At 73.4% G+C, this 19341-nt stretch carries 24 protein-coding genes and 1 pseudogene; 8 read left to right on the top strand and 17 right to left on the bottom strand.

The window, feature by feature from the left end:
- The 3 genes from ABFX51_RS23725 (at position 1) to ABFX51_RS23715 (ending at position 3716) form a co-directional block, all read left to right on the top strand.
- A complete protein-coding gene (locus ABFX51_RS23725; RefSeq protein ID WP_346054967.1) occupies positions 1-885 on the top strand; it encodes a GNAT family N-acetyltransferase in 885 nt (294 codons plus the stop codon).
- Positions 882-1988, top strand: coding sequence for an o-succinylbenzoate synthase (menC, locus tag ABFX51_RS23720; protein ID WP_346054966.1), 1107 nt, complete (start codon positions 882-884; stop codon positions 1986-1988). The genes ABFX51_RS23725 and menC overlap by 4 nt, the downstream gene beginning before the upstream one ends.
- Before the next feature lie 84 nt (positions 1989-2072).
- Positions 2073-3716 (top strand): PucR family transcriptional regulator, encoded by a 1644-nt coding sequence (locus tag ABFX51_RS23715; protein WP_346054965.1) that lies wholly within the window; start codon positions 2073-2075, stop codon positions 3714-3716.
- Positions 3717-3720: 4 nt separating this feature from the next.
- On the opposite strand, the gene ABFX51_RS23710 is transcribed toward ABFX51_RS23715, so the two are convergent.
- From ABFX51_RS23710 to ABFX51_RS23700, 3 genes are all read right to left on the bottom strand, one after another.
- Complete coding sequence (locus ABFX51_RS23710; protein ID WP_346054964.1) at positions 3721-4083, bottom strand: STAS domain-containing protein; 363 nt, start codon at positions 4081-4083, stop codon at positions 3721-3723.
- A gap of 125 nt (positions 4084-4208) precedes the next feature.
- On the bottom strand, positions 4209-4607 hold the full coding sequence (locus ABFX51_RS23705) for a helix-turn-helix domain-containing protein (protein WP_346054963.1): 399 nt from the start codon (positions 4605-4607) through the stop codon (positions 4209-4211).
- Positions 4608-4713: 106 nt separating this feature from the next.
- Positions 4714-5142, bottom strand: coding sequence for a pyridoxamine 5'-phosphate oxidase family protein (locus ABFX51_RS23700; RefSeq protein WP_346054962.1), 429 nt, complete (start codon positions 5140-5142; stop codon positions 4714-4716).
- Between the two features lie 196 nt (positions 5143-5338).
- On the opposite strand from ABFX51_RS23700, the gene ABFX51_RS23695 reads away from it, so the two are divergent.
- Entirely contained in the window at positions 5339-6217 is an 879-nt protein-coding gene (locus ABFX51_RS23695) for a universal stress protein (protein WP_346054961.1), read from the top strand.
- A 25-nt stretch (positions 6218-6242) separates the two neighbouring features.
- Here the strand turns inward: ABFX51_RS23695 and ABFX51_RS23690 are convergent, their stop codons facing one another.
- The 5 genes and pseudogenes from ABFX51_RS23690 to ABFX51_RS23670 all read right to left on the bottom strand — a co-directional run bounded on the left by ABFX51_RS23690 (position 6243) and on the right by ABFX51_RS23670 (position 9037).
- Positions 6243-6497, bottom strand: coding sequence for a hypothetical protein (locus ABFX51_RS23690; protein ID WP_143249771.1), 255 nt, complete (start codon positions 6495-6497; stop codon positions 6243-6245).
- Positions 6498-6571: 74 nt separating this feature from the next.
- Positions 6572-6856 (bottom strand): annotated as a pseudogene (locus ABFX51_RS23685) (SCO6045 C-terminal-like domain-containing protein); the annotation flags it as partial.
- A gap of 36 nt (positions 6857-6892) precedes the next feature.
- Complete coding sequence (locus ABFX51_RS23680) at positions 6893-7696, bottom strand: MbnB/TglH/ChrH family RiPP precursor modification enzyme (RefSeq protein WP_091504289.1); 804 nt, start codon at positions 7694-7696, stop codon at positions 6893-6895.
- Entirely contained in the window at positions 7696-8586 is an 891-nt protein-coding gene (locus ABFX51_RS23675) for a TIGR04222 domain-containing membrane protein (RefSeq protein ID WP_091503661.1), read from the bottom strand. Before ABFX51_RS23675 ends, ABFX51_RS23680 begins: the two co-directional genes overlap by 1 nt.
- A 43-nt stretch (positions 8587-8629) precedes the next feature.
- Positions 8630-9037, bottom strand: a complete 408-nt coding sequence (locus tag ABFX51_RS23670; protein WP_091503663.1) for a hypothetical protein — start codon at positions 9035-9037, stop codon at positions 8630-8632.
- Between the two features lie 241 nt (positions 9038-9278).
- Here ABFX51_RS23670 and ABFX51_RS23665 point away from each other — a divergent pair, with 241 nt between their 5' ends.
- Positions 9279-10205, top strand: coding sequence for a TauD/TfdA dioxygenase family protein (locus ABFX51_RS23665; RefSeq protein ID WP_346054960.1), 927 nt, complete (start codon positions 9279-9281; stop codon positions 10203-10205).
- Positions 10206-10244: 39 nt separating this feature from the next.
- Positions 10245-10910 carry an HAD family hydrolase gene (locus ABFX51_RS23660; protein ID WP_346054959.1) on the top strand — a complete coding sequence of 222 codons (666 nt, stop codon included), beginning with the start codon at positions 10245-10247 and terminating at the stop codon, positions 10908-10910.
- Here ABFX51_RS23660 and ABFX51_RS23655 read toward each other — a convergent pair.
- The 5 genes from ABFX51_RS23655 to ABFX51_RS23635 are packed head-to-tail and all read right to left on the bottom strand — an operon-like array spanning position 10907 to position 14111.
- Entirely contained in the window at positions 10907-11599 is a 693-nt protein-coding gene (locus ABFX51_RS23655) for an ABC transporter permease (protein WP_091503668.1), read from the bottom strand. The genes ABFX51_RS23660 and ABFX51_RS23655 overlap by 4 nt on opposite strands.
- Entirely contained in the window at positions 11596-12411 is an 816-nt protein-coding gene (locus ABFX51_RS23650) for an ATP-binding cassette domain-containing protein (protein ID WP_091503669.1), read from the bottom strand. The genes ABFX51_RS23655 and ABFX51_RS23650 overlap by 4 nt, the downstream gene beginning before the upstream one ends.
- Positions 12408-12743, bottom strand: a complete 336-nt coding sequence (locus tag ABFX51_RS23645; protein WP_091503671.1) for a PadR family transcriptional regulator — start codon at positions 12741-12743, stop codon at positions 12408-12410. The genes ABFX51_RS23650 and ABFX51_RS23645 overlap by 4 nt, the downstream gene beginning before the upstream one ends.
- A 33-nt stretch (positions 12744-12776) precedes the next feature.
- The gene (locus tag ABFX51_RS23640) at positions 12777-13781 is read right to left on the bottom strand and encodes a glycoside hydrolase family 172 protein (protein WP_091503673.1); all 1005 of its coding nucleotides are present in this window, start codon (positions 13779-13781) and stop codon (positions 12777-12779) included.
- Positions 13782-13787: 6 nt separating this feature from the next.
- Positions 13788-14111: a putative quinol monooxygenase gene (locus ABFX51_RS23635; RefSeq protein WP_091503674.1), complete on the bottom strand. Its 324-nt coding sequence runs from the start codon at positions 14109-14111 to the stop codon at positions 13788-13790.
- 135 nt (positions 14112-14246) lie between these two features.
- On the opposite strand from ABFX51_RS23635, the gene ABFX51_RS23630 reads away from it, so the two are divergent.
- Positions 14247-15254, top strand: a complete 1008-nt coding sequence (locus tag ABFX51_RS23630; protein ID WP_091503676.1) for a Rieske (2Fe-2S) protein — start codon at positions 14247-14249, stop codon at positions 15252-15254.
- Here ABFX51_RS23630 and ABFX51_RS23625 read toward each other — a convergent pair.
- Positions 15251-15841, bottom strand: a complete 591-nt coding sequence (locus ABFX51_RS23625; protein ID WP_091503677.1) for a TetR/AcrR family transcriptional regulator — start codon at positions 15839-15841, stop codon at positions 15251-15253. The genes ABFX51_RS23630 and ABFX51_RS23625 overlap by 4 nt on opposite strands.
- 43 nt (positions 15842-15884) lie before the next feature.
- On the opposite strand from ABFX51_RS23625, the gene ABFX51_RS23620 reads away from it, so the two are divergent.
- Positions 15885-16682 carry a class I SAM-dependent methyltransferase gene (locus tag ABFX51_RS23620; RefSeq protein ID WP_346054958.1) on the top strand — a complete coding sequence of 266 codons (798 nt, stop codon included), beginning with the start codon at positions 15885-15887 and terminating at the stop codon, positions 16680-16682.
- Here ABFX51_RS23620 and ABFX51_RS23615 read toward each other — a convergent pair.
- The 3 genes from ABFX51_RS23615 to ABFX51_RS23605 are packed head-to-tail and all read right to left on the bottom strand — an operon-like array spanning position 16663 to position 19326.
- The gene (locus ABFX51_RS23615) at positions 16663-17154 is read right to left on the bottom strand and encodes an MSMEG_6728 family protein (RefSeq protein WP_346054957.1); all 492 of its coding nucleotides are present in this window, start codon (positions 17152-17154) and stop codon (positions 16663-16665) included. The genes ABFX51_RS23620 and ABFX51_RS23615 overlap by 20 nt on opposite strands.
- Before the next feature lie 16 nt (positions 17155-17170).
- Entirely contained in the window at positions 17171-18646 is a 1476-nt protein-coding gene (locus ABFX51_RS23610) for an FAD-dependent oxidoreductase (protein ID WP_346054956.1), read from the bottom strand.
- Positions 18643-19326 carry a class I SAM-dependent methyltransferase gene (locus ABFX51_RS23605; protein WP_346054955.1) on the bottom strand — a complete coding sequence of 228 codons (684 nt, stop codon included), beginning with the start codon at positions 19324-19326 and terminating at the stop codon, positions 18643-18645. Before ABFX51_RS23605 ends, ABFX51_RS23610 begins: the two co-directional genes overlap by 4 nt.
- Between the last annotated feature and the right edge of the window lie 15 nt (positions 19327-19341).

Genomic DNA, 19341 nt, shown 5'->3' with positions numbered 1-19341 from the left:
GTGGCGCAGACCGTCAGAGCGAACACCGGGCTTCTCGGCCAGCCGGCCGCGTCGGCCGCGCGCCGCGCGGCCGACGCGGCGGGCGTCACCGTCGCGGAGATCGCCGACCTCGACGGGTTCGACACCGTGTACCGGCTGTTCGACGCGATCTGGCGGCCGGACCCGAAGAACCCGCCGATCACCACCGAACTGATGCGGGCGCTGACGAAGGCGGGCAACTACGTCGCCGGTGCCTACGCGGGCGGGGAGCTGGTCGGCGCGTGCGTCGGCTTCTTCGGCACGCCGGCCGCCGAGGTGCTGCACAGCCACATCGCCGGGGTCGCCCCGGCCATGGCGGGCCGCAGCGTCGGCCTCGCGCTGAAACTGCACCAGCGGGCGTGGGCGCTGCGGCGGGGGATCACCGGGATCGAGTGGACCTTCGACCCGCTGGTCAGCCGCAACGCCTACTTCAACCTCGCCAAGCTCGGGGCCACCGCCGCCGAGTACCTGCCCAACTTCTACGGCGGGATGCGCGACGGCATCAACGGCGAGGACGAGACCGACCGCCTGCTCGTGTACTGGCGGCTGGACTCGCCGGCGGTGCTCGCGGCGTGCGACGGCACCCCGGGCCCGCTGTCGGCGGAGGCGGAACGCGCGCGCGGCGCCACTGTCGCGTTAGGACGGTCGGACCAGGGCGCCCCGGTACCGGGTACGACGGAGGGCGACGTGCTGCTCGTGGCGGTGCCGCGGGACATCGAGAAGCTGCGGGTGACCGATCCCGGCGTCGCGAAGGACTGGCGGGTCGCGGTGCGGGAGACGCTCGGGACGCTGGTCGGCGGTGGCGCGCGCATCGCCGGTTTCGACCGGGCGGGGTGGTACGTGGTGACGAGGGAGGACGGGCGATGAAACTGACGGGACTGGAACTGCACCGGATCGCGATGCCGCTGGTGGCCCCGTTCCGGACGTCGTTCGGCACCCAGACCACGCGGGACATCCTGCTGCTGCGCGCCGTCACCGACGACGCCGAGGGCTGGGGCGAGTGCGTCACGCTGCCCGACCCGGTCTACTCCTCGGAGTACGTCGACGCGGCGGCCGACGTGCTGCGGCGGTTTCTCGTGCCTGCGCTCGCGGCGCACGAGCGGCTGGCGGCGCACCTGGTCGGGCCCGCGCTGGCCCACTTCAAGGGGCACCGGATGGCCAAGGCGGCACTGGAGATGGCGGTGCTCGACGCGGAGCTGCGGGCGTCGGGCCGGACGCTCGCGCGGGAGCTGGGCGCGGTGCGCGACCGCGTGCCGTGCGGGGTCTCGGTCGGGATCATGGGCTCGGTCGGCGAACTGCTCGACGCCGTCGGCGGCTACCTCGACGAGGGCTACGTGCGGATCAAGCTCAAGATCGAGCCGGGCTGGGACGTCGAGCCGGTGCGTGCCGTGCGCGAGCGGTTCGGTGACGACGTGCTGCTGCAGGTCGACGCCAACACCGCCTACACACTCGCCGACGCCCGGCACCTCGCGCGGCTCGACCCGTTCGGCCTGCTGCTGATCGAGCAGCCGCTGCCCGAGGAGGACGTGCTCGCGCACGCCGAGCTGGCCAAGACCGTGCGCACCCCGATCTGCCTCGACGAGTCGATCACCTCGGCGAAGTCGGCGGCGGACGCGATCAGGCTGGGTGCCTGCCAAGTCGTCAACATCAAGCCCGGCCGCGTGGGCGGGTACCTCGAAGCGCGCCGGATCGCCGACGTGTGCGCCGCCCACGACGTGCCCGTGTGGTGCGGCGGGATGCTGGAGTCCGGGCTGGGACGCGCGGCGAACGTGGCGCTCGCCGCGCTGCCGGGCTTCACGCTGCCCGGCGACACCTCGGCCTCCGGCCGGTACTACCGCACCGACATCACCGCGCCGTTCGTGCTCGAGGACGGCCACCTCTCGGTGCCCACGGCGCCGGGCATCGGGGTCGACCCGATCCCGGAGGTGCTGGACGAGGTCACCACCTCCACGGAGTGGCTTTCCTGGTGACGTTCGTCCGCCGGCACGAAACCGGCGGCTGATGTCGTCCGCGGGAACGAACTAGGCTGACCTCCCGGCTCCTAGCTTCGGGAGGTGCTCGTTTCCGTGAACCTGCGTCCGCAAGCCAGCCTGGGCCGCGTTCTCGACGACCTGGGTGAAACGCTGCTGGAACTCGTCGCGGGGCAGCGCGACGTCGCCGGGGACATCGGCGGCGTCGCGATCCACGACCCGCTCGAGGAACCCGTGCTGCCCCACCACGCGCTGGTGCTGGGGGTGGGGCTGAGCGAGCCGGACGAGGTGGTGCGGCTGCTGCGGGCGCTCGCCCGGCACGACGCGGCGGGGCTCGTGGTGCGCTCGCCCGTCGCGCTGACCGGCGAGGTGACCGCGGCCGTCGAGGAGACCGGCGTCGCGCTGCTCGGGCTGACCCGCGGCGCATCGTGGGCGCAGCTCGCGGCCATGCTGCGGTCCCTGCTCGCCGAGGGCGACGTGGGGGAGGGCGAGCAGGAGACGCTGGCCGGCCTCCCGTCCGGTGACCTGTTCGCGGTGGCCAACGCGATCGCCGCGCTGATCGACGCGCCCGTCACCATCGAGGACCGCCGTTCACGCGTGCTGGCGTTCTCCGGCAGGCAGGACGAGGCGGATCCGTCACGGGTCGAGACGATCCTCGGCCGCCAGGTACCCGAACGCTTCGCCCGCATGCTCACCGAACGAGGGGTCTTCCGCGAGCTGTACCGCAGCGACGCCACTGTCTACTTCGGACTTCCGGAGCAGGCGGTGGACGGGCTGTCCCTGCCCAGGGTCGCGGTCGCGGTGCGAGCGGGGGACGAGGTGCTGGGCTCGATCTGGGCGGCCGTGCGCGAACCGCTGAGCGAGGACCGCGAACAGGCGCTGCGCGACGCCGCCCGGCTGGTGGCGCTGCACATGCTGCGGATCAGGGCCGGTGCCGACGTCGAACGCCGCCTGCGGACCGACCTGGTGAGCACCGCGCTGGAGGGCGGGGCGGGTGCGCGCGAGGCGCTGACCCGCCTGGGGCTGGCCGACCAGCCCGTGGTCGTGCTGGCACTGGCGGTGCTCGACGAGGACGAGCACGACGCGGGACTGGCCACGGAACGGCAGCGGATCAGCGACGGGCTCGCGATGCACCTGTCCGCCGTGCACCCGCGGTGCGCCGCCGCGCTCGTCGGCGACGTCGCGTACGGCCTGGTTCCGGTGGCGCGCACGGGAGATCCCGAGCAGCGCGCGGTGCGCATCGCCTCCGACTTCCTGGACCGGGTGGGGGAGCGGGTGCGTGTCGTGGCGGGGATCGGGCCGGTCGCGCAGGACGGGGCGGGGCTGGCCGAGGCGCGGGCGAGCGCCGACCGCGCGCTGCGGGTGCTCCGCTCGGAGCGGGCGGGCGGGCGCCGGGTCGCGCGGCTGGCCGACGTGCACGTCGAAGCGCTGCTGCTGGAACTGCGGGACCTGGTGACCGCGCGGGGTGACCGGCCGACGGGGCCGGTGGCGCGCCTGTTCGCCTACGACGAGGAACACGGCACGAGGCTCGTCGAAACGCTGCGAGCCTGGCTGGACGCGTTCGGTGACGTGATCGCCGCCTCGGCCGCGGTTTACGTGCACCCCAACACTTTCCGCTACCGGCTGCGCCGCCTCGCCGAGGTGGGCGGCATCGACCTCACCGATCCGGAGGCCCGCTTCGCGGCGATGCTGCAGCTGCGGGTCGTCGCCCCGCCGCGTTCCGTATAACGACCTATACGGCCAGGGAATTCAGCGCGGCGTCCAGGGTGTCGTGGACGACCAGCACCTGGTCCAGTCCCACGAGGCTGAGGACGCGCCGGACCAGTCGCGTCGAAGCGACGACCCGGACGGCGAACCCGTCCCGGCGGCCGCGGGTGAACAGCCCCGCGACCACGTCGACGCCTGCGGCGGACAGGAACCGGACCCGGCCCAGGTCGAGCACCAGAGCGGCCGGGGCCTCCGCGGTGGCCAGCGCCAGCGCCCTGGACAGCACGGCGACGCTGGAGACGTCGATCTCGCCGTCCGCGGTGAGCACGCGCACACCGGTGCGGGTCCACGTCGTGGTGACGGAGAGCAACGCGTGTGGTGCCACCACGGAAGGGCACGACAGAGGGTTCACAGGACCTCGGCTCGCTGGCAGGAATGGTCTGGCGAGCCACCGCTGCTTTATAACCGTGGCGCGTCCAGCTTAGCCCACGTCCGGCCTCGCCGTCCGCCACCTCAGGGGCGCGCCGGCTGCGGGATGCGGAGCTGTCCGAGGACCGGGCCGGCGGGCAGGTGCAGCGCGGCGCAGGCCGCCCGGACGTACTGGACGGGGCAGGGCTCACCGGAGTCGACGAGCGCGGGGAGGTCGACCCGGAACAGCCGGGCCAGCGCGAGGAGCGTGTCCTCGTCCCCCGGTACCAGGCGCCCGTGGAGCCAGCCCTGGACGGTGGCCTCACGCCGGCCGGTCGCCGTGGCGAGCTGGGCCGCCGTGAGCCCCCGGGCGGTGACCAGCGCGCGCACCCGGCAGGGGGCGACCCGCCCCGCCTCGTGGCCGGTGCCGTGGCAGCGCACCACCCGGGCCCGCCGCAGCAGGGCGTCCGCCCGGAAGCGGGGCGCGGGAACGTGTGGAGCCATGATCGTGAATGGTCCGGACCGGGCGGGCAAAAACCACCCTTCCCGGTGAAAATGGACACAAAGGACCGTCCGGAGTGGACGTGTCCGCGCGCGGAGCGGCGCCGCCTCAGCTGGCGGCGGCGTCCGTGACGGCGCCGGGTTCGGCCAGCCGCAGCAACCGGCCGCTGACGATCTCGATGGGGATGCGCAGGAAGTGCGAGCGCTCGCCGTCGGCCCACGGCCGGTGCCCGGGGCCGGACAGGGCGACCAGGTCGGCCACGTCGGTCACCGGTTTGACCTTGCCGATCACGACCACGCTCCAGCCCGTGTGCGTCGCCGGGTCGATGCTGTCCACCTCGAAGGCCACGACCTCCTTGGTGAGCCTCGCGATCGAGCCCGAGCGGCTGGTCCGCACCACGATGTCCCCGTCGTGCAGGAAGAAGTTCACGGGCCGGACGGTGGGGAGTGCGTTCTCGGAGAACGCCAGCCTGCCGACGGGCTGGGTGGCCAGCAGCTCCACGCATTCCCTCGGCGTCAGCGGCCGGATCTCGCTCATGACCGCTCCGTCCGGACAGTAGGCACCATCAACATCGACATCCAGTCTGCCCGCCTGGCGAGCGCGGGCAGGAGGGTCCTTGGTCCTCAAAGTCCGGGACGGTCTTCCGCAGCGGTGCGTTTTTCCCGTTCCTACCGTGGATCCCGGCCCCGCTACCGGGGGCCGGACGTGGTGACCGGGAACAGGGAGAAGAGCGATGACTGACCTCAACGGCGCGATCGTCGCCGGTGTCGACGGTTCCGCGCAGGCGCTGCGGGCCGTCCGGTGGGCGGCCGCGGAAGCCGCGCCCCGCAACCTCGGGCTGCACCTGGTGTCCGGGGCCGAACCGGCGCTGGGCTACTACGGCGCCGGGCTGCCCGTGCCGCCGGAGTCGGTCGACGCCGTCGAACAGCTCGCGCGCACGCAGCTGGCCGAGGCCGCGGCCGAGGCGCGCAAGGTGGCGCCGGGCCTCGCCGTGACCACCGAGCGTGCGCAGGTCCCGCCGGTGCCGCTGCTGGTCGACGTGTCGAAGCGGGCGCACTCGATCGTCCTGGGCGCACACGGCCGCGGCGGGTTCGCCGGCATGCTCGCCGGTTCGACCGCGACCGCCGTCGTGGCACGCAGCGACTGCCCCGTCGTGGTGGTCCGCGGCGAGGAGCACGAGGGCGGTCCCGTCGTGGCCGGCGTCGACGGCAGCCCGGGGAGCGTGGCGGCGCTCGGGCAGGCGTTCGACGAAGCGGCGTGGCGGCGCGCCCCGCTGGTCGCGGTGCACGCGTGGCGCGACGTGGACTACGCGCTCGGCGCGCCGCTCGAGTACGCGCTGATCGAGGTCGAGCCCAGCGAGCGGGAACAGGCGCGGGTGCTCGCCGAAAGCCTGGCCGGCTGGCAGGAGAAGTACCCGGACGTCGAGGTGGAGCGCGTGGCGGTCAAGGACCGCCCGCGCCACTGCCTGCTGGAGTGGAGCGCCGAGGCACGGCTCGTCGTGGTCGGCAGCCGCGGCCGCGGCGGGTTCCAGGGCCTGCTGCTCGGCTCGACGAGCCAGGCGCTCGTGCAGCACGGGCGGGCACCGGTGATGGTGGTGCGGGCGCGCGGCTGACCCTTTGTCCACAGTGGACGGAGGTTCAGCTGTTCTCCCGCAGCCGCACGTCGTCGGCCCGGGAACGGGCCACGCGCAGGCCGGGGCACCAGCCGGAGGTGGTGGTGCTGTACCGGCGCCGGTTCGGCGGCGGGGCGAGGTGGCCGTGCAGGTGCCATTCGCGCCCGTCGAAGGCCCAGTGCAGCAGGTCCTCCTCCCACGGCCGGTCCAGCAGCGCCTGCCGCTGCGCCAGCTCGTGCTGCGTCGCCAGGAACTCGCGGATTCGTGCCAGGAACCTCATGTCTGCCAGGGTCCCCGGAACGACGGTGTACCACGAGTGGCAGTCCGGCACGTTGTCGTCAAAATGCTGCCACGTCACCGCCACCAGCGGCGGCGGAGGTGCCCCTGCCTCCGCGCCCACGCCACGAAGGCGCGCGCGTCCTCCCGCGCGCGAACGCCTTCCGTGCGCGGGTGCGCACGGGCGTACTCGGCGAACAGGTCCGGAAAGCGCTCTCCGAGCCGCCGGCACTCGTCCGGCGCCAGCTTCGCCACGACCCGGCCGCGCTTGGCCCGCAAGGCGGCGGACTCGACGCGCAGCCGTTCCTCGTCGAAGCCCTCCGGTGGCGGTGCCCCGGTGAGCAGGGCCCGCGGCAACGCGGCCTGCGCCGCCGCGAGCCGGTCCCGCCGCGGCTGTTGTCATCCCGTGCCCAGTGCCGCGCGGATGGCCGCCAGTTCGGCGGCCAGCTCGCTGTCGGCGGGGAAGTCGTCGTCGCGTTCGAGCAGGACGCCCGGCGGATCGGTGCGGGCCGCCAGCTCGGTGAGCAACGCCAGCACCTCCGGCCGCACCGGGTGGGCGTGCGTGTCGTGGTACACGCCGTCGTGCTCCACGCCCCCCGCGATGTGCGTGTACGCCAAGCGTTCCAGCGGAAGCTCGTCCAGCAGCGCCACGGGATCGGTGCCCAGGTTGCGGGCGTTGGCGTACAGGTTCGCCACGTCGACGAGCAGCAGGCAGCCCGTCCGCCCGGTCAGCTCGGCCAGGAACTGGCCCTCCGTCAGCTCCGCGTCCGGCCACTCCAGCAGCGCCGCGATGTTCTCCAGCGCCAGCGGCACGGAAAGCGCTTCCTGGACCGCGCGGACGTTGGCCACCAGCACGTCCAGCGCCTCCCGCGTGCGGGGCACCGGCAGCAGGTGCCCGGAGTCCAGCCCGCCCGCGCGGACGAAGCACACGTGATCGCTCACCAGCGGCGCGTCGAGCGCCTCGGCCAGCTCCGCCAGGTGCCGCACCCGCGCCGGGTCCGGTGGTTCCGCGCCGCCGAGTGACAACGACACCGCGTGCGGCAGCACCGGCGTGCCGCGTTCCCGCAGCACCGCCAGCGATTCGGGCAGCCGGTCCGGCCGCACGTTCTCGGCGACCACCTCGACGAAATCCACGCCCGGCAGCCGTTCGACGGTCAGGTCCAGCTCCGGCCGCCAGCCGAGCCCGACACCCAGCGCGCCCATCAGCCGCCGCACCCGCCTCCGCCGCACCCGCCGCCACCGCACGAAGAACCGCTGTTGCACGACGACCCGCTGCTGCACGACGACCCGCTGCTGCACGACGACCCGCTGGAGTCACCCCCGGACGACCCCGGGTAGCCGGTCGCGCGCAGCTGCTGGGCGATCGCCTCGTCCGGGTAGGCCACCAGCCCGCCCGCGGCGACCAGGCCCACCGCACCCGCCAGCACCGGTACCCGGATGTGGCTGTGCCGCCGCGGTTCGGCGCCCAGCACGGCCGAGCGCACGTGGGCACCGGCCCGGCTCAGCCACCGCGCCCGCGGCCGCAGCGCGACGCCCGCGGCGACGGCCGCCAGCACCACCAGTACGACCAGGAACCCGACCGGCCGGTGCAGCCGGATGCCGTTCACCAGCCGCGCCACCCCCAGCGCCACGACGGCGAGCAGGGGCAGCGCGGTCACGAACAGGGTGCTCACCCGGGGCGGGACGAGCAGCCCGCGCTCGGTGAGCGACGCCTGGACCGCCCGCACCGGAGCGGAGGTGCCCAGCACCGAACGGACCTGCCGCAGCGTGCTCCCGCCGCGTTCCTTGACGTGGTCGAACACGGCCTGCCGCAGCGGGGAGCCGGTGGCACGCCTGCCCACCGCCCGCAACCGGCCGCCCCGCTGCACGCGCAGCCGCTCGGCGTGCACCAGCGCGGCCACCGCCGTGTCGACGAGGCGCTTCGGGCCGCCGACCAGGAAGGCCGCCTCGTCCACGGTCAGCATGGCCTGCGCGCCCGCGGCCGGCCGCCACGCCAGCAGGTACCGCAGCGCGGCCGTCAGCGCGCCCGCGACCAGCAGCGCGCCCACGTACACGCCGAGGAACTGCGGCCCCGACAACCCCCAAGGCTCCATGGCGGGAGCCTAACCCGGGAAAAGGATCTTCCGGGGCGAAACGTCAGTAGTCGTCACGACCTGTTATCTGCTCCTCGAGCAGCTCGGCCGAGCCGGTCACCAGTTCCAGCGGGTCGGTGAACTCGTTGATGTCGAGGTTCTTCAGCGGCAGCGAATGCCGCAGCACGAGGTACTCGCCCATGACGACGGCGCCGCCGACGACGGTGGTGTGCCCGATCTCGGCCAGCACGGAGTGCAGGTCGCACTCGTCCACGCGCGCGAACGGCGTCGCGATCTGCACCCACTCCTCGCGCTTGTCCAGCACCTCGCGCGCGATGACCACCATCTGGGTGCGTTCCTCGTCCTCCGGGTCCTTGCGGAAGCGCAGCCGGATGCGCAGCTCCTCCGGCTCGTCCCGGATCACGCGATACGACTGCCGAATGAACGTCACGAGCTCGCGCCAGGTCGCCACCCGCGCTCCCTTCTCGCCGGACCGACTGCGGATCGTGAGCAGTCAAGCACACCGGGCGGGCGGCGACGAGTCCCGGGATGTGAACGGGGTTGACCGGGCGCGCGGTGGCTGGCGACCATCGGTGCCATGTCGAACGTGACCGCTCTCCTGCGGCGCCGTGGTCGCCTGGGCTCGCCGCCGCACTGACCTCGCCGCCGCTTTCCCTTCACCCGCAAGCCTTTTCTCGAGCGAGGAGTTCGACATGACGGTGGACACCCGTGCCCTCCTGCGTCCCGCCCGCGTCCCGGATCCCGGCATCCTGGAAGGCCCGCGCGTGCTGCGCCGGCTGCCCGAAGGCGTCGAGTCCCGGCCCTACGACCTGTTCACGCTGCGCCCGCTCGGCCGGGTCATCGGCGCCGAGATCGAGGGCGTCGACCTCGCGCGGCCGCTCACCGCGCCGCTGCGCGCGGAGCTGAACCGGGCGCTGCTGGAGTGGAAGGTGCTGTTCTTCCGCGACCAGGACATCACGTCGGAACACCAGCGCGCGTTCGCGAGGAACTGGGGCGAGCTGGAGACGAACCCGTTGCTGCCCAAGGGGAACTCCGACGAGGTCACGCGGTTCGCCCGCGACGCGCGGATGCCCGCGTTCGAGAACATCTGGCACACCGACGTGACCTTCCGGCCCAACCCCGCGCTCGGCTCGGTGCTGCGGCTGGTGCGCGTGCCACCGCAGGGCGGGGACACGATGTGGGCCGACATGGCCGCCGCCTACGACAACCTGCCCGCCGGCGTGCGGGAGCGGATCACCGGCCTGCGTGCCGTGCACGACTTCGTGCCCGGGTTCGTCCGCTTCTCCGACCCGGAGTTCCTCGCCGCGCGCCAGGCCGAGTTCCCGCCCGTCGAGCACCCCGTCGTGCGCACGCACCCGGAAACGGGGCGCCGCACGCTGTTCGTGAACCCGGCCTTCACCACGCACATCGTCGGCCTGCCGCGGGAGGAGAGCGACGAGCTGCTGCGGCTGCTTTTCGTGCAGGCGCACGTGCCGGAGTTCCAGGTGCGGTTCCGCTGGACCGAGAACGCCGTGGCGTTCTGGGACAACCGCGCCACCCAGCACTACGCCGTCAACGACTACGCACCGCACGCCAGGATCGCCGAGCGCGTCGCGATCGCGGGGGACCGGCCGTACTGACGGGTTTGTCCCGGGGGCGCCGAGGGCAATCCTGGCCGCATGAGTCGTGTACTGGTCCTCGACGTGGACGGCACCCTGGTCGACACCAACTACCACCACGCGCTGGCGTGGTTCCGCGCCTTCCGGCGGTTCGACGTGACCGTGCCGGTCTGGCGCATCCACCGCGCGATCGGCATGGGCGGGGACCAGCTGGTGCCCACCGTCGCCGGGCAGGACGTCGAGGACCGCCTCGGCGACAGCGTGCGGGACGCGTGGAAGAAGGAGGTCGACGCGATCCTCGACGAGGTGTGCCCGATCGAGGGTGCGCGCCGCCTGCTCGAAGCCGCCCGCGACGCCGGGTACACCGTCGTCCTCGCCAGCTCGGGCAAGCCCGACCACGTCGACAAGTACCTCGACCTGCTCGACGCACGCGAGCTGGCGAACGACTGGACCAGTTCCGGCGACGTGTCGGAGACGAAGCCCGAGCCGAACCTGATCGAGGTCGCGCTGCGCAAAGCCGGTGACGACGAGGCCGTCGTGGTCGGGGACTCGGTGTGGGACTGCCAGGCGGCGGAGCGGATCGGGCTGCCGTCGGTCGCCGTCCGCACGGGCGGGTTCGGGGAGCGGGAACTGCGCGACAACGGCGCTTCCCGGGTGTACGAGAACCTCGACGACCTGCGTGCGGACCTGCCGAACCTGCCCACGGGGAAGCCCCGCCGGAGCTAACGCGCGGACAGGAACCGCACGTGGGAGTGCCGCCGCAGCCGGATCCTCGTCGCGATGGCCACGACGGCCAGCAGCGCCACCGCGCTGAGCACCCCGTGCACCAGCCCGCGCGCGAGGTAGGCCGCGCCCACGTGGTCGATGGCGTAGGTGCCGATCTCCCGGCTGAACCAGAACGGCAGCACCCTGGCGAGCGGGCTTTCCGGATCCGCCATCATCTGCAGGCCCACCACGGCCAGCAGCACCAGCGTGCCCTCCAGCTCACGGGGGAGCACGGCGCTCAGCGCCAGCCCGAACGGCGCCGACACCAGGATCGTGAGCGCCATGATCAGCGCGATGGAGCCGTAGCGGACGTCGTGCTGGTCCACCAGGACGAGCACGAAGTAGGGGGCCGCCAGCACCGCGCCCGTCAGCCACAGCGCGACGAGCCTGCCGAGGCAGAGGTGGCGGCCGCGGTAGCCGGACAGGCGCAGCCGCGGTTCGAGACCCCGGCTCGCGTTCCCGGCGAACAGCGCCGCCGTGCTCAGCGCCCAGCCGAGGCCGAGGCACACGAAGCGGATGGACTGGCCGAGGTGGTCCCCGCGCCTGCTGAGGTAGAACGCCAGCGGCAGCAGCAGGAGGATCACCAGCACCGCCCGGCGCCGCAGCAGCTCCCGCAGCGCCATCTCGCACACCGTGCCGATCTTGGTCATGCCACCGCCCTCCGCGCCGGGGTCAGGTCGAGCACCAGGTCCACGTCGTCGATCCGGTCCAGCAGGTGCGTCACGACGACGACGGCCTTGCCCGCGTCCCGCCACCGCCACAGCAGCTGCCAGAAGTCGAGGTAGGTGCCCCGGTCGAAGCCCTGGTAGGGCTCGTCGAGCAGCAGCACGTCCGGCTCGCCCAAGGTCGCGAGCAGCAGGTTCAGCTTCTGCCGCGTGCCGCCGGAGAGGTGGCGCGCCTGGCCGGCGTCCCGCGGGTCCCAGTCGAGGTCCGCGGCCCTCCGGCGCCCGGTGCCGATCGCGTCCCCGCGTGCCATGCCCCGGCCGGCGCCGACGAGGACGAAGTGCTCGTCGGGTACGAGGAAGTCCGCGGTACCACCGTCCTGCGGGCAGTAGCCGAGGGTGCCGTGCACCCTGACCTCACCGGTGTCCACTCGCGACAGTCCCGCGCAGGCACGCAGGAAGGTGCTCTTGCCGCAGCCGTTGGCACCCACGACGGCCGCGATCTCACCGGCGCGCACGGTCAGGTCCACCCCGTCGAGCACCGTGCGGCGGCCGAGCCTCTTCGTGAGGCCGCGGACCTCCAGCAGGACGTCCCCGGCGGGACGCCGCGGGCGCCCGACGCTGTCGGCGACCGCGGTCGCGTAGGCGGCGGGGGAGCCGAACACCCGGACCGGGTGCCCGCCGCTCTCGCGCAGGTGCGCCGCCGCTTCGGCGAGCACGCCCCGCGCGGTCTCCGGTGGCACTCCGCGCCGGTGCAACTCACCGGCGAGCGCGGAGAACCAGTCGTGGTGCCCTCTCATGCCTGCCCCTTCCCGAGGATCGAGGCCACGCCACGGGAGAAGACCTCCCAGTCGGCGGTGAGCTCCCGCAGGGCCCGCCTGCCCGCGGTGGTGGCGCGGTAGTACTTGCGGGCGGGACCGGTCGTCCCCTCCCGCCACACCGACTCGACCAGGTGGTCGCGTTCCAGGCGCAGCAGCAGCGGGTAGAGCGTGCCGCCGGGGATCTCGCCGAGCCCGGCCGCGGCGAGCTCCCGGGCGAGTTCGTAGCCGTACGACTCGCGCCGCGCCAGCAGCGCCAGCACGCAGGGGGCGAGCACGCCTCGCAGCCACTGGGCCCGCCGGTCGGAATCCATGCGGACAAGCTAGCGCACCACTAGGTAGCGGTCCTACCTAGGCTGGGCGTACCAGTACGCCGTGGTCGAGACGGCGGCGTTCGCCAGCGGCAGGTAGCGGCCGCCGGACTGCCAGCCGAGCGCCTGCAGCGTCACGCGCAGGTCCTGGGTGAACGTGACCGGGTCGCGCACGTGCCAGCGGTACGCGCCGAAACGCTGGTCCGGCTGGTAGATCTCGTCCGGCGGCAGCACCTGGTGCAGCCCCAGCCACTGGGTCGAGTACGTCGCGTACCGGCCGCCGAGGTCGAAGTTCCACGCGCCGCCGAAGTAGTCCTCGGTGCCGGTGCCGCAGATCGTCGGGAACTCCTGGTCGCCGTCGAGGTAGAACTTGATCTCGCCCTCGCCCCACCAGCCGGGCACCCGCGGTGCGATCGCGAGGTACGTGCCCGCGTACTGCCCGGGCCCGGTGACGCCGTCGAGCAAGGTGTGGACGGCGGGGGAACCGAGCGGGTCGCTGCTGCGCCAGGCGGCGTGCAGGTGTGCGGCGTCCGGCGGCAGTTCCCGCAGCCGGTAGCTGATCTGGTGGTACACGGGTACGTCGGCCCCGCTGGTGTTGCCGAGCGTGATCCGGGCGCGGCGGTGGAAGGGCATGGGCCAGTAGCTGTTCAGCCCGCCCGCCGGCGCCACGACGATCATTTCGGAGTCGAGGAGCGCGAGTTCCGGCCAGGCGGTGCCGAAGAACGCGCCGAGCGGCACGTCGACCGCGGGGTACTCCTCGTCGTCCCAGTACATCCGCAGGGTGAGCGACTGGAGCCTGCTGACGTCCGTGGTGAGCCAGAGGTGCGTGACGATGCCGGGCCCGGTGAGGTCGGCGAGCGTCGCGGTACCGCCGTCCGGCAGGATGATCGACGGCGAGACCTTCCAGCCCCGGCCCAGTTCGCGCGCAGCCTCCGCACCGGTGCCTTCCGTCGCCCTGGCGCCGCCGCCCTTGGCGCCGTCGGGGTTCTCGGGGCTGACCGAACCGGCGGTGCCCGGCCACAGCCGCCACAGCTCGTCCACGACGGGCTACCGGACGGCCATCTCGCCCAGCTCCGACCAGCCCTCCTGCGGGACCGAGAAGTTCACGATCCGCGGCGTCTCCGCCAGGTGCGGCGGCAGTTTCTCCTGCGCGGCCTTGAAGTGGGCGGACTGCACGTGCGCGGCACCGGCGTCGTCGTCCTTGAACGCCTCGACGAGCACGTACTCGGTGGGGTCGTCGAGGCTGCGCGACCAGTCGAACCACAGGCAGCCCACCTCCCCGCGCGTGGCCTCGGTGAACTCGCGGGAGATCTCCGGCCACTGGTCGGCGTACTCGGGCTTGATCCGGAACTTCGCGGTGATGAAGATCATTTCGCTCCTCGTTCGCTGCGGCTGCCCTGCCTCCCCGTACTGTCCCAGTCCCGCTCGCGCCGCGTCCACCGAAGAGATGCGCGGGGCAGGCGCACCGGGGAGGATGGACGCGCACACCAGCGGAAAGGAGCGCACGTGGCGCAGCTCGGGTTCCCCCGGAAGTGGCCTTCCCGGTGGCCGGTGCAGCCGACGCCGCGGGAGCTGTGGTCGGCGCAGGAGCCGACCTTCAAAGCCGCCTCGCCCGCGGTGATCGAGGCGGCCGCGAAGCGTGCGGAAGCGCGTCCGTCGGGCAACTGGTTCGCCTTCGCCGCGAGCAGCGACGTGCGGCCCGGCCGTCCGTTCGGCACGCGGATCGCGGGGCGGGAACTGGTCGCCTGGCGTGACAGCGCGGGAAAGCTGGTCGTCGGGCCGGGGGAGTGCCCGCACCTCGGCGCGCCGCTGGCGGACGGGCGCGTCGTGTGCGACACGGTGGTGTGCCGGTGGCACGGGCTGCCGGTCGGCGCGAACGGCAAGTACGGCTGGGAACCGGTGCCCAGCCACGACGACGGGGTGCTGGTGTGGGCCCGGCTCGACGGGCCCGGCGGCGAGGAACCCCTGCCCGCGCCGGTGCTTCCCGCGCGCCCGGCGGCGCCGGGCAGCGTCGCGGCGGTGACGCGGCTGGTCGGTGTGTGCGAGCCGACCGATGTGGTTGCCAACCGGCTCGACCCTTGGCACGGCTCGTGGTTCCACCCGTACTCGTTCGCGCACCTGACCGTCCGCTCGGCACCCGCGGTCGACGCTGCCGAGGAGGACGACCGGTTCGTCGTCGACGTGACCTTCCGGGTCGGGCCCGGCCTCGGCGTGCCGGTGCGCGCCGAGTTCACCTGCCCCGAGCCGCGCACGGTGGTCATGACGATCATCGAGGGCGAGGGCACCGGCAGCGTCGTGGAAACACACGCGACCCCGCTGGGGCCGGGCCCGGACGGCAGGCCGCGCACGGCGGTGCTGGAGGCGACGATCGCGACCTCGCCGCGTCCGGGGTTCGCGCTGGCCCGCCGGGCCGCGCCCGCGCTCCGGCCGTTGATGCGCCGTGCTGCGACGCGGTTGTGGCGCGACGACCTCGCCTACGCCGAACGCCGCTACGCCCTGCGGGAGTCGCGTTAGGACGGTCGTGCCCCGGCGAGCACCGTCGTCACGGCCTTGTGGACGGCGGCGGGTTCGGGCCGCGGCCCTTGCCGGTCGGCGAACAGCAGGTGCGTGCCGCCGAGCAGGGTGCCGGCGAGCACGTGGACGTCCGCGTCCGGCGCGAGACGGCCGAGGTCCCGTTCGGCCGCGAGGTAGGCGGCGAGCAGGGTGCCCGCCTCGCTCAGGATCGGCACACCCGTCGGAACGTGCTCGCGCAGCCGCGCCCGCAGCTCGTCCCGGAAGGTGATGAGCGGGATGATCGCGACGGCCACCGAACCGAACAACTCCGTCAGCGCCTCCGTGACGTTCCCGGCGACGTCGCCGGTCCCGGCGGCCTCACGCAGGGCGGTGAACCGCGGCCGCATGCGGTCGACGCGGTCGAGCACGAGCTCGGCGAGGAAGCCGTCGAAGTCGGCGAAGTGCTTGTGCAGCACGCCTTTCGCGACGTCCGCTTCGGCGGTGACCGCGCGGCTGGTGAGCGCGCCCGGCCCGTCCCGCAGCAGGATGCGCTCGGCGGCGTCGAACAGCTGGGTGCGCACGTCGCGCAGGTGGACCCCGGTCGGCATCGCCGTCCTTTCCTAATGGGCGCTTGCCCACTATGGTGGGCGCATGCCCACTTTACCTCAGCAGCCCCACGAAGCCCGGGAGATCGCCGAGTCGTTCGGAGGAGACCCCGAACGCTACGACCGGACACGGCAGCCTTACCCGGAAGCACTGGTCGAACGGGTCGTGGCCGCGAGCCCGGGCCGGGAGTTCCTCGATGTCGGCTGCGGCACGGGCATCGAGGCCCGGCAGTTCCAGGCGGCGGGCTGCCGGGTGCTCGGCGTCGAACCCGACGCGCGGATGGCCGGCTTCGCCCGGCAGCGCGGCCTCGAGGTGGAGGTCGCCAAGTTCGAGGACTGGGATCCCGCGGGCCGCTCGTTCGACGCGCTCGTCGCGGGCACCTCGTGGCACTGGGTCGATCCCGTCGCCGGAGCGGCCAAGGCCGCGCGGGTCCTGCGGCCCGGCGGGCGGGTGGCGCTGTTCTGGCACGTGTTCGACCTGCCGGAACCCGTCCGGCAGGCGTTCGTCGCGGTGTACGAGCGGGTGGTGCCGGACTCGCCCTTCGACGTCCGGAAGCTGCCGAAGCGCGCGATGGACGTCTACCGGCCGGGGCTGGACAGGACGGCGGAGAAGTTGCGGAACACGGGCGCGTTCGGCGAGCCGGAGCGGTGGCTGTTCGACTGGCAACGCACCTACACGCGGGAGGAGTGGCTGGACCAGCTGCCCACGCACGGCATGTTCACCCGGCTGCCACCGGAGAAACTGGCCGAAGTGACGCAGGCGGTCGGGGCCGCGATCGACGAGCTGGGCGGCGACTTGACCATGCCCTACACGACGGCGGTCGTCACCGCGGTTCGGGACTAGCCGTCCGGGGCTCGCGGTCGGAAGCGGGCCAGACGTAGGGGATGTCGTCGGGCACGTCGGGGAACCAGCGGCCGTAGTGCTCCGGGTCCTTGCGCACCAGCGCCGACTGGTGGCTGCGGTGGAAGTCCTGGTCGCCGAACCACGGCGGCATCTCCCCGGCCTCCAGCAAGGAAACCTCCGTGCGCACGAGCGTCAGCCCGGTCGCCTGCCGCAGGTCCTCGGTCAGCTTCACCGCGCACGTGTCCTCGCGGCCCGAGGCGGTCCACACCTCGCACATCTGCAGGCCGTACCGGGTCAGCGCTTCCTCGTAGCCCCACCACATCTTGACCGCGGGGTGGTGCCGCCAGCCGTAGCCCGGCACCGTCAGCGCCCGCAGCACCTGCAGCGTCTCGACCCGCTGCTTGCCCAGCCGGCGCGGGTCCAGGACCCTGGCGGTCGCCGCGAAGTCCGGGTACGGCAGGAAGGTCTGCACCGGGTCTCCCTCTCTCTCACCGCAGGCGGGCCAGCGCCCGGAGCGGCCCGAACCGCCCGCGCACGGGCACGGTCGTGAGCGGGTGCCCCGCCGTGCCCCAGCCGGCGAGCAGCCGGTTCGCCGCCAGCCAGCCCGTCGTCGCCGCGCGTTCCATCAGCGCGACGGGGAGGTCGGCGCGCACGCCGTCGCCCGCCAGTGCCAGCCCCGGCACCGGGGTGGCGACGGCCGGGCGGCGGAAGTACGTGCCGGGCGCGAACAACGGGCAGTCGGCCCGCCACTCCTCCCGGTCGCCCACGATCGTCGCCTGCTGGGTTTCCGGATAGATCGCGTGCAAACGCGCCAGCAGCTCCTTGCCGGTCGTTTCCCGGTCCGTCGCCGCGTACGCGTGCAGTTCCACCACCGAGCCGGCGCTGTGCGCGGCCCACGCCGCCGCGTCGGCGTCGTAGCGGTCCAGCACGCTGATGTTGTCCAGCGGCGGCAGCCCGCCCGTGGCGAGGAACGGCGGCCGGTCGGCGCGTACCGGCCGGTCGAGCCACAGCCGGCGCACCAGGAACGGCGGCGCGGTCTCCTGCGCGGCGATCTGGTCACGCCATTCCGGCGGCCCCAGCGGGGACGCGGCGACCAGCTCCCGCAGCGCGGGGATCTCCAGTGCCAGCACCACTCCGTCGACCTTGTACGAGGCGTCCGCCGTGTGCACGGCGAAGCCCGGCTCGACCGCCGTGACGGGCGTGGCCGGGTGCAGGCGGGCGCCGAGCGCGGCGAGCCGGTCGGTGACCGGGGTCCAGAGCGTGTGGAAGGGTTCGCGCGGCACGTCGAACAGCAGGCCCTCGGCCGAGCCGAGGAAGTACAGGTGGAACATCACGGCCAGCTCGGCGGCCGACAGGCGCTGCGGTGACGCGAAGAAGCTGCGTGAGAACACGTCGAACGCCAGGTGCCGCGCCGCTTCGGGGAACCGGATCCGCGCCAGGAAGTCGGCGGCGTTCTCCATGTCGAGGCGTTCGTAGGTCTCCGGCACGCGGACGTCCACAAGGGACAGTGCGGCCCGCATGTTCACCTTGCGCAGGCCGGACAACGTGAACGTGGAGCTGCGCAGGGCGAAGCCGAACGCGTTCCACGGCGGGGTGCGGGGCAGGCCGCGGAAGGTGTCGGTGTGGCCGTGTTCGTCGAGCAGCGGGTAGTCGGTCACCGGCCGCAGTTCGACATCCGCCCGGGCGAGCAGCGCACGCAGGTTGTAGTACTGGCGGAAGAACGCGTGGAACCCGCGGCTCATGCCGACCGTGCTGCCGTCGGGCAGCTTCGTGGTCCAGCCGCCGACGCGCCCGCCCCAGTACGGCTCACGCTCGAACAACTCGACGGTGACCCCGCGCTCGGCGAGCGCCGTGGCCGCCGTCAGCCCGGCGATCCCGCCGCCGACGACCGCGACGCGCTTCGGTTCCGGGACGCGCGGAGCGCCGGCAGGCGCGGCGAACTGCACCCGCTTCCGGTCCCTCATGCCTTTTCCGCCCGGAACGTGTGCACGATCCCGCGCTGCCAGCCGGTCATCGTCGTGGTGCGGACGCCGGTGAAGCCGGTGCGCCGCAGCCGTCCGGCGAACTCGGTCGCGCCGTCGAAGCCGAGCACGCTGCGCCACAGGTAGCGGTACAGCCCCGCGTCACCCCCGACGACCCGCCCCAGCGGGATGATCACCGACCAGCACACCGCGTGCCACGTCAGGCGGGCGCGGAGGCTGTCAGCGACGCTGTAGTCGTGCACGACGAGCACCCCGCCGGGCCGCAGCAGGTCCAGCATCGCGGCGAGCGTGGTGTCCGGATCCGGCAGGTTCCGGATCAGGTACGCGGCGAAGATCGCGTCGAACGGTCCCGTCACGCCGGAGGACGCCAGGTCCTCGACCCGGCTGTGCACGAACTCCACCCGGTCCGGCCAGGACTTCCGCCGGGCCTGCGCCAGCATCCCCGCCGAGGCGTCCATACCGACGACCTCCGCACCGGGTAAGACATCCAGCACCGCGGCGGTCGACGCGCCCGTGCCGCAGCCCGCGTCGAGCACGCGCCGGGCGCCGGCGGGGATCGCGGCCGTCGACCGGCGGAGGTGCGCGTGGTAGCCGGGGTTGAGGCCGACCAGCCGGTCGTAGGCGCGCGACCCGCGGTCGAACGCCGTCGCGAGCTCGGTCATGCCGCCTCCTGATCG

It is taken from the genome of Amycolatopsis dongchuanensis (genome assembly GCF_039542405.1).
Classification (GTDB): Bacteria; Actinomycetota; Actinomycetes; order Mycobacteriales; family Pseudonocardiaceae; genus Amycolatopsis_E; species Amycolatopsis_E sacchari.
This window is presented reverse-complemented; position numbering and strand designations above follow the sequence as displayed.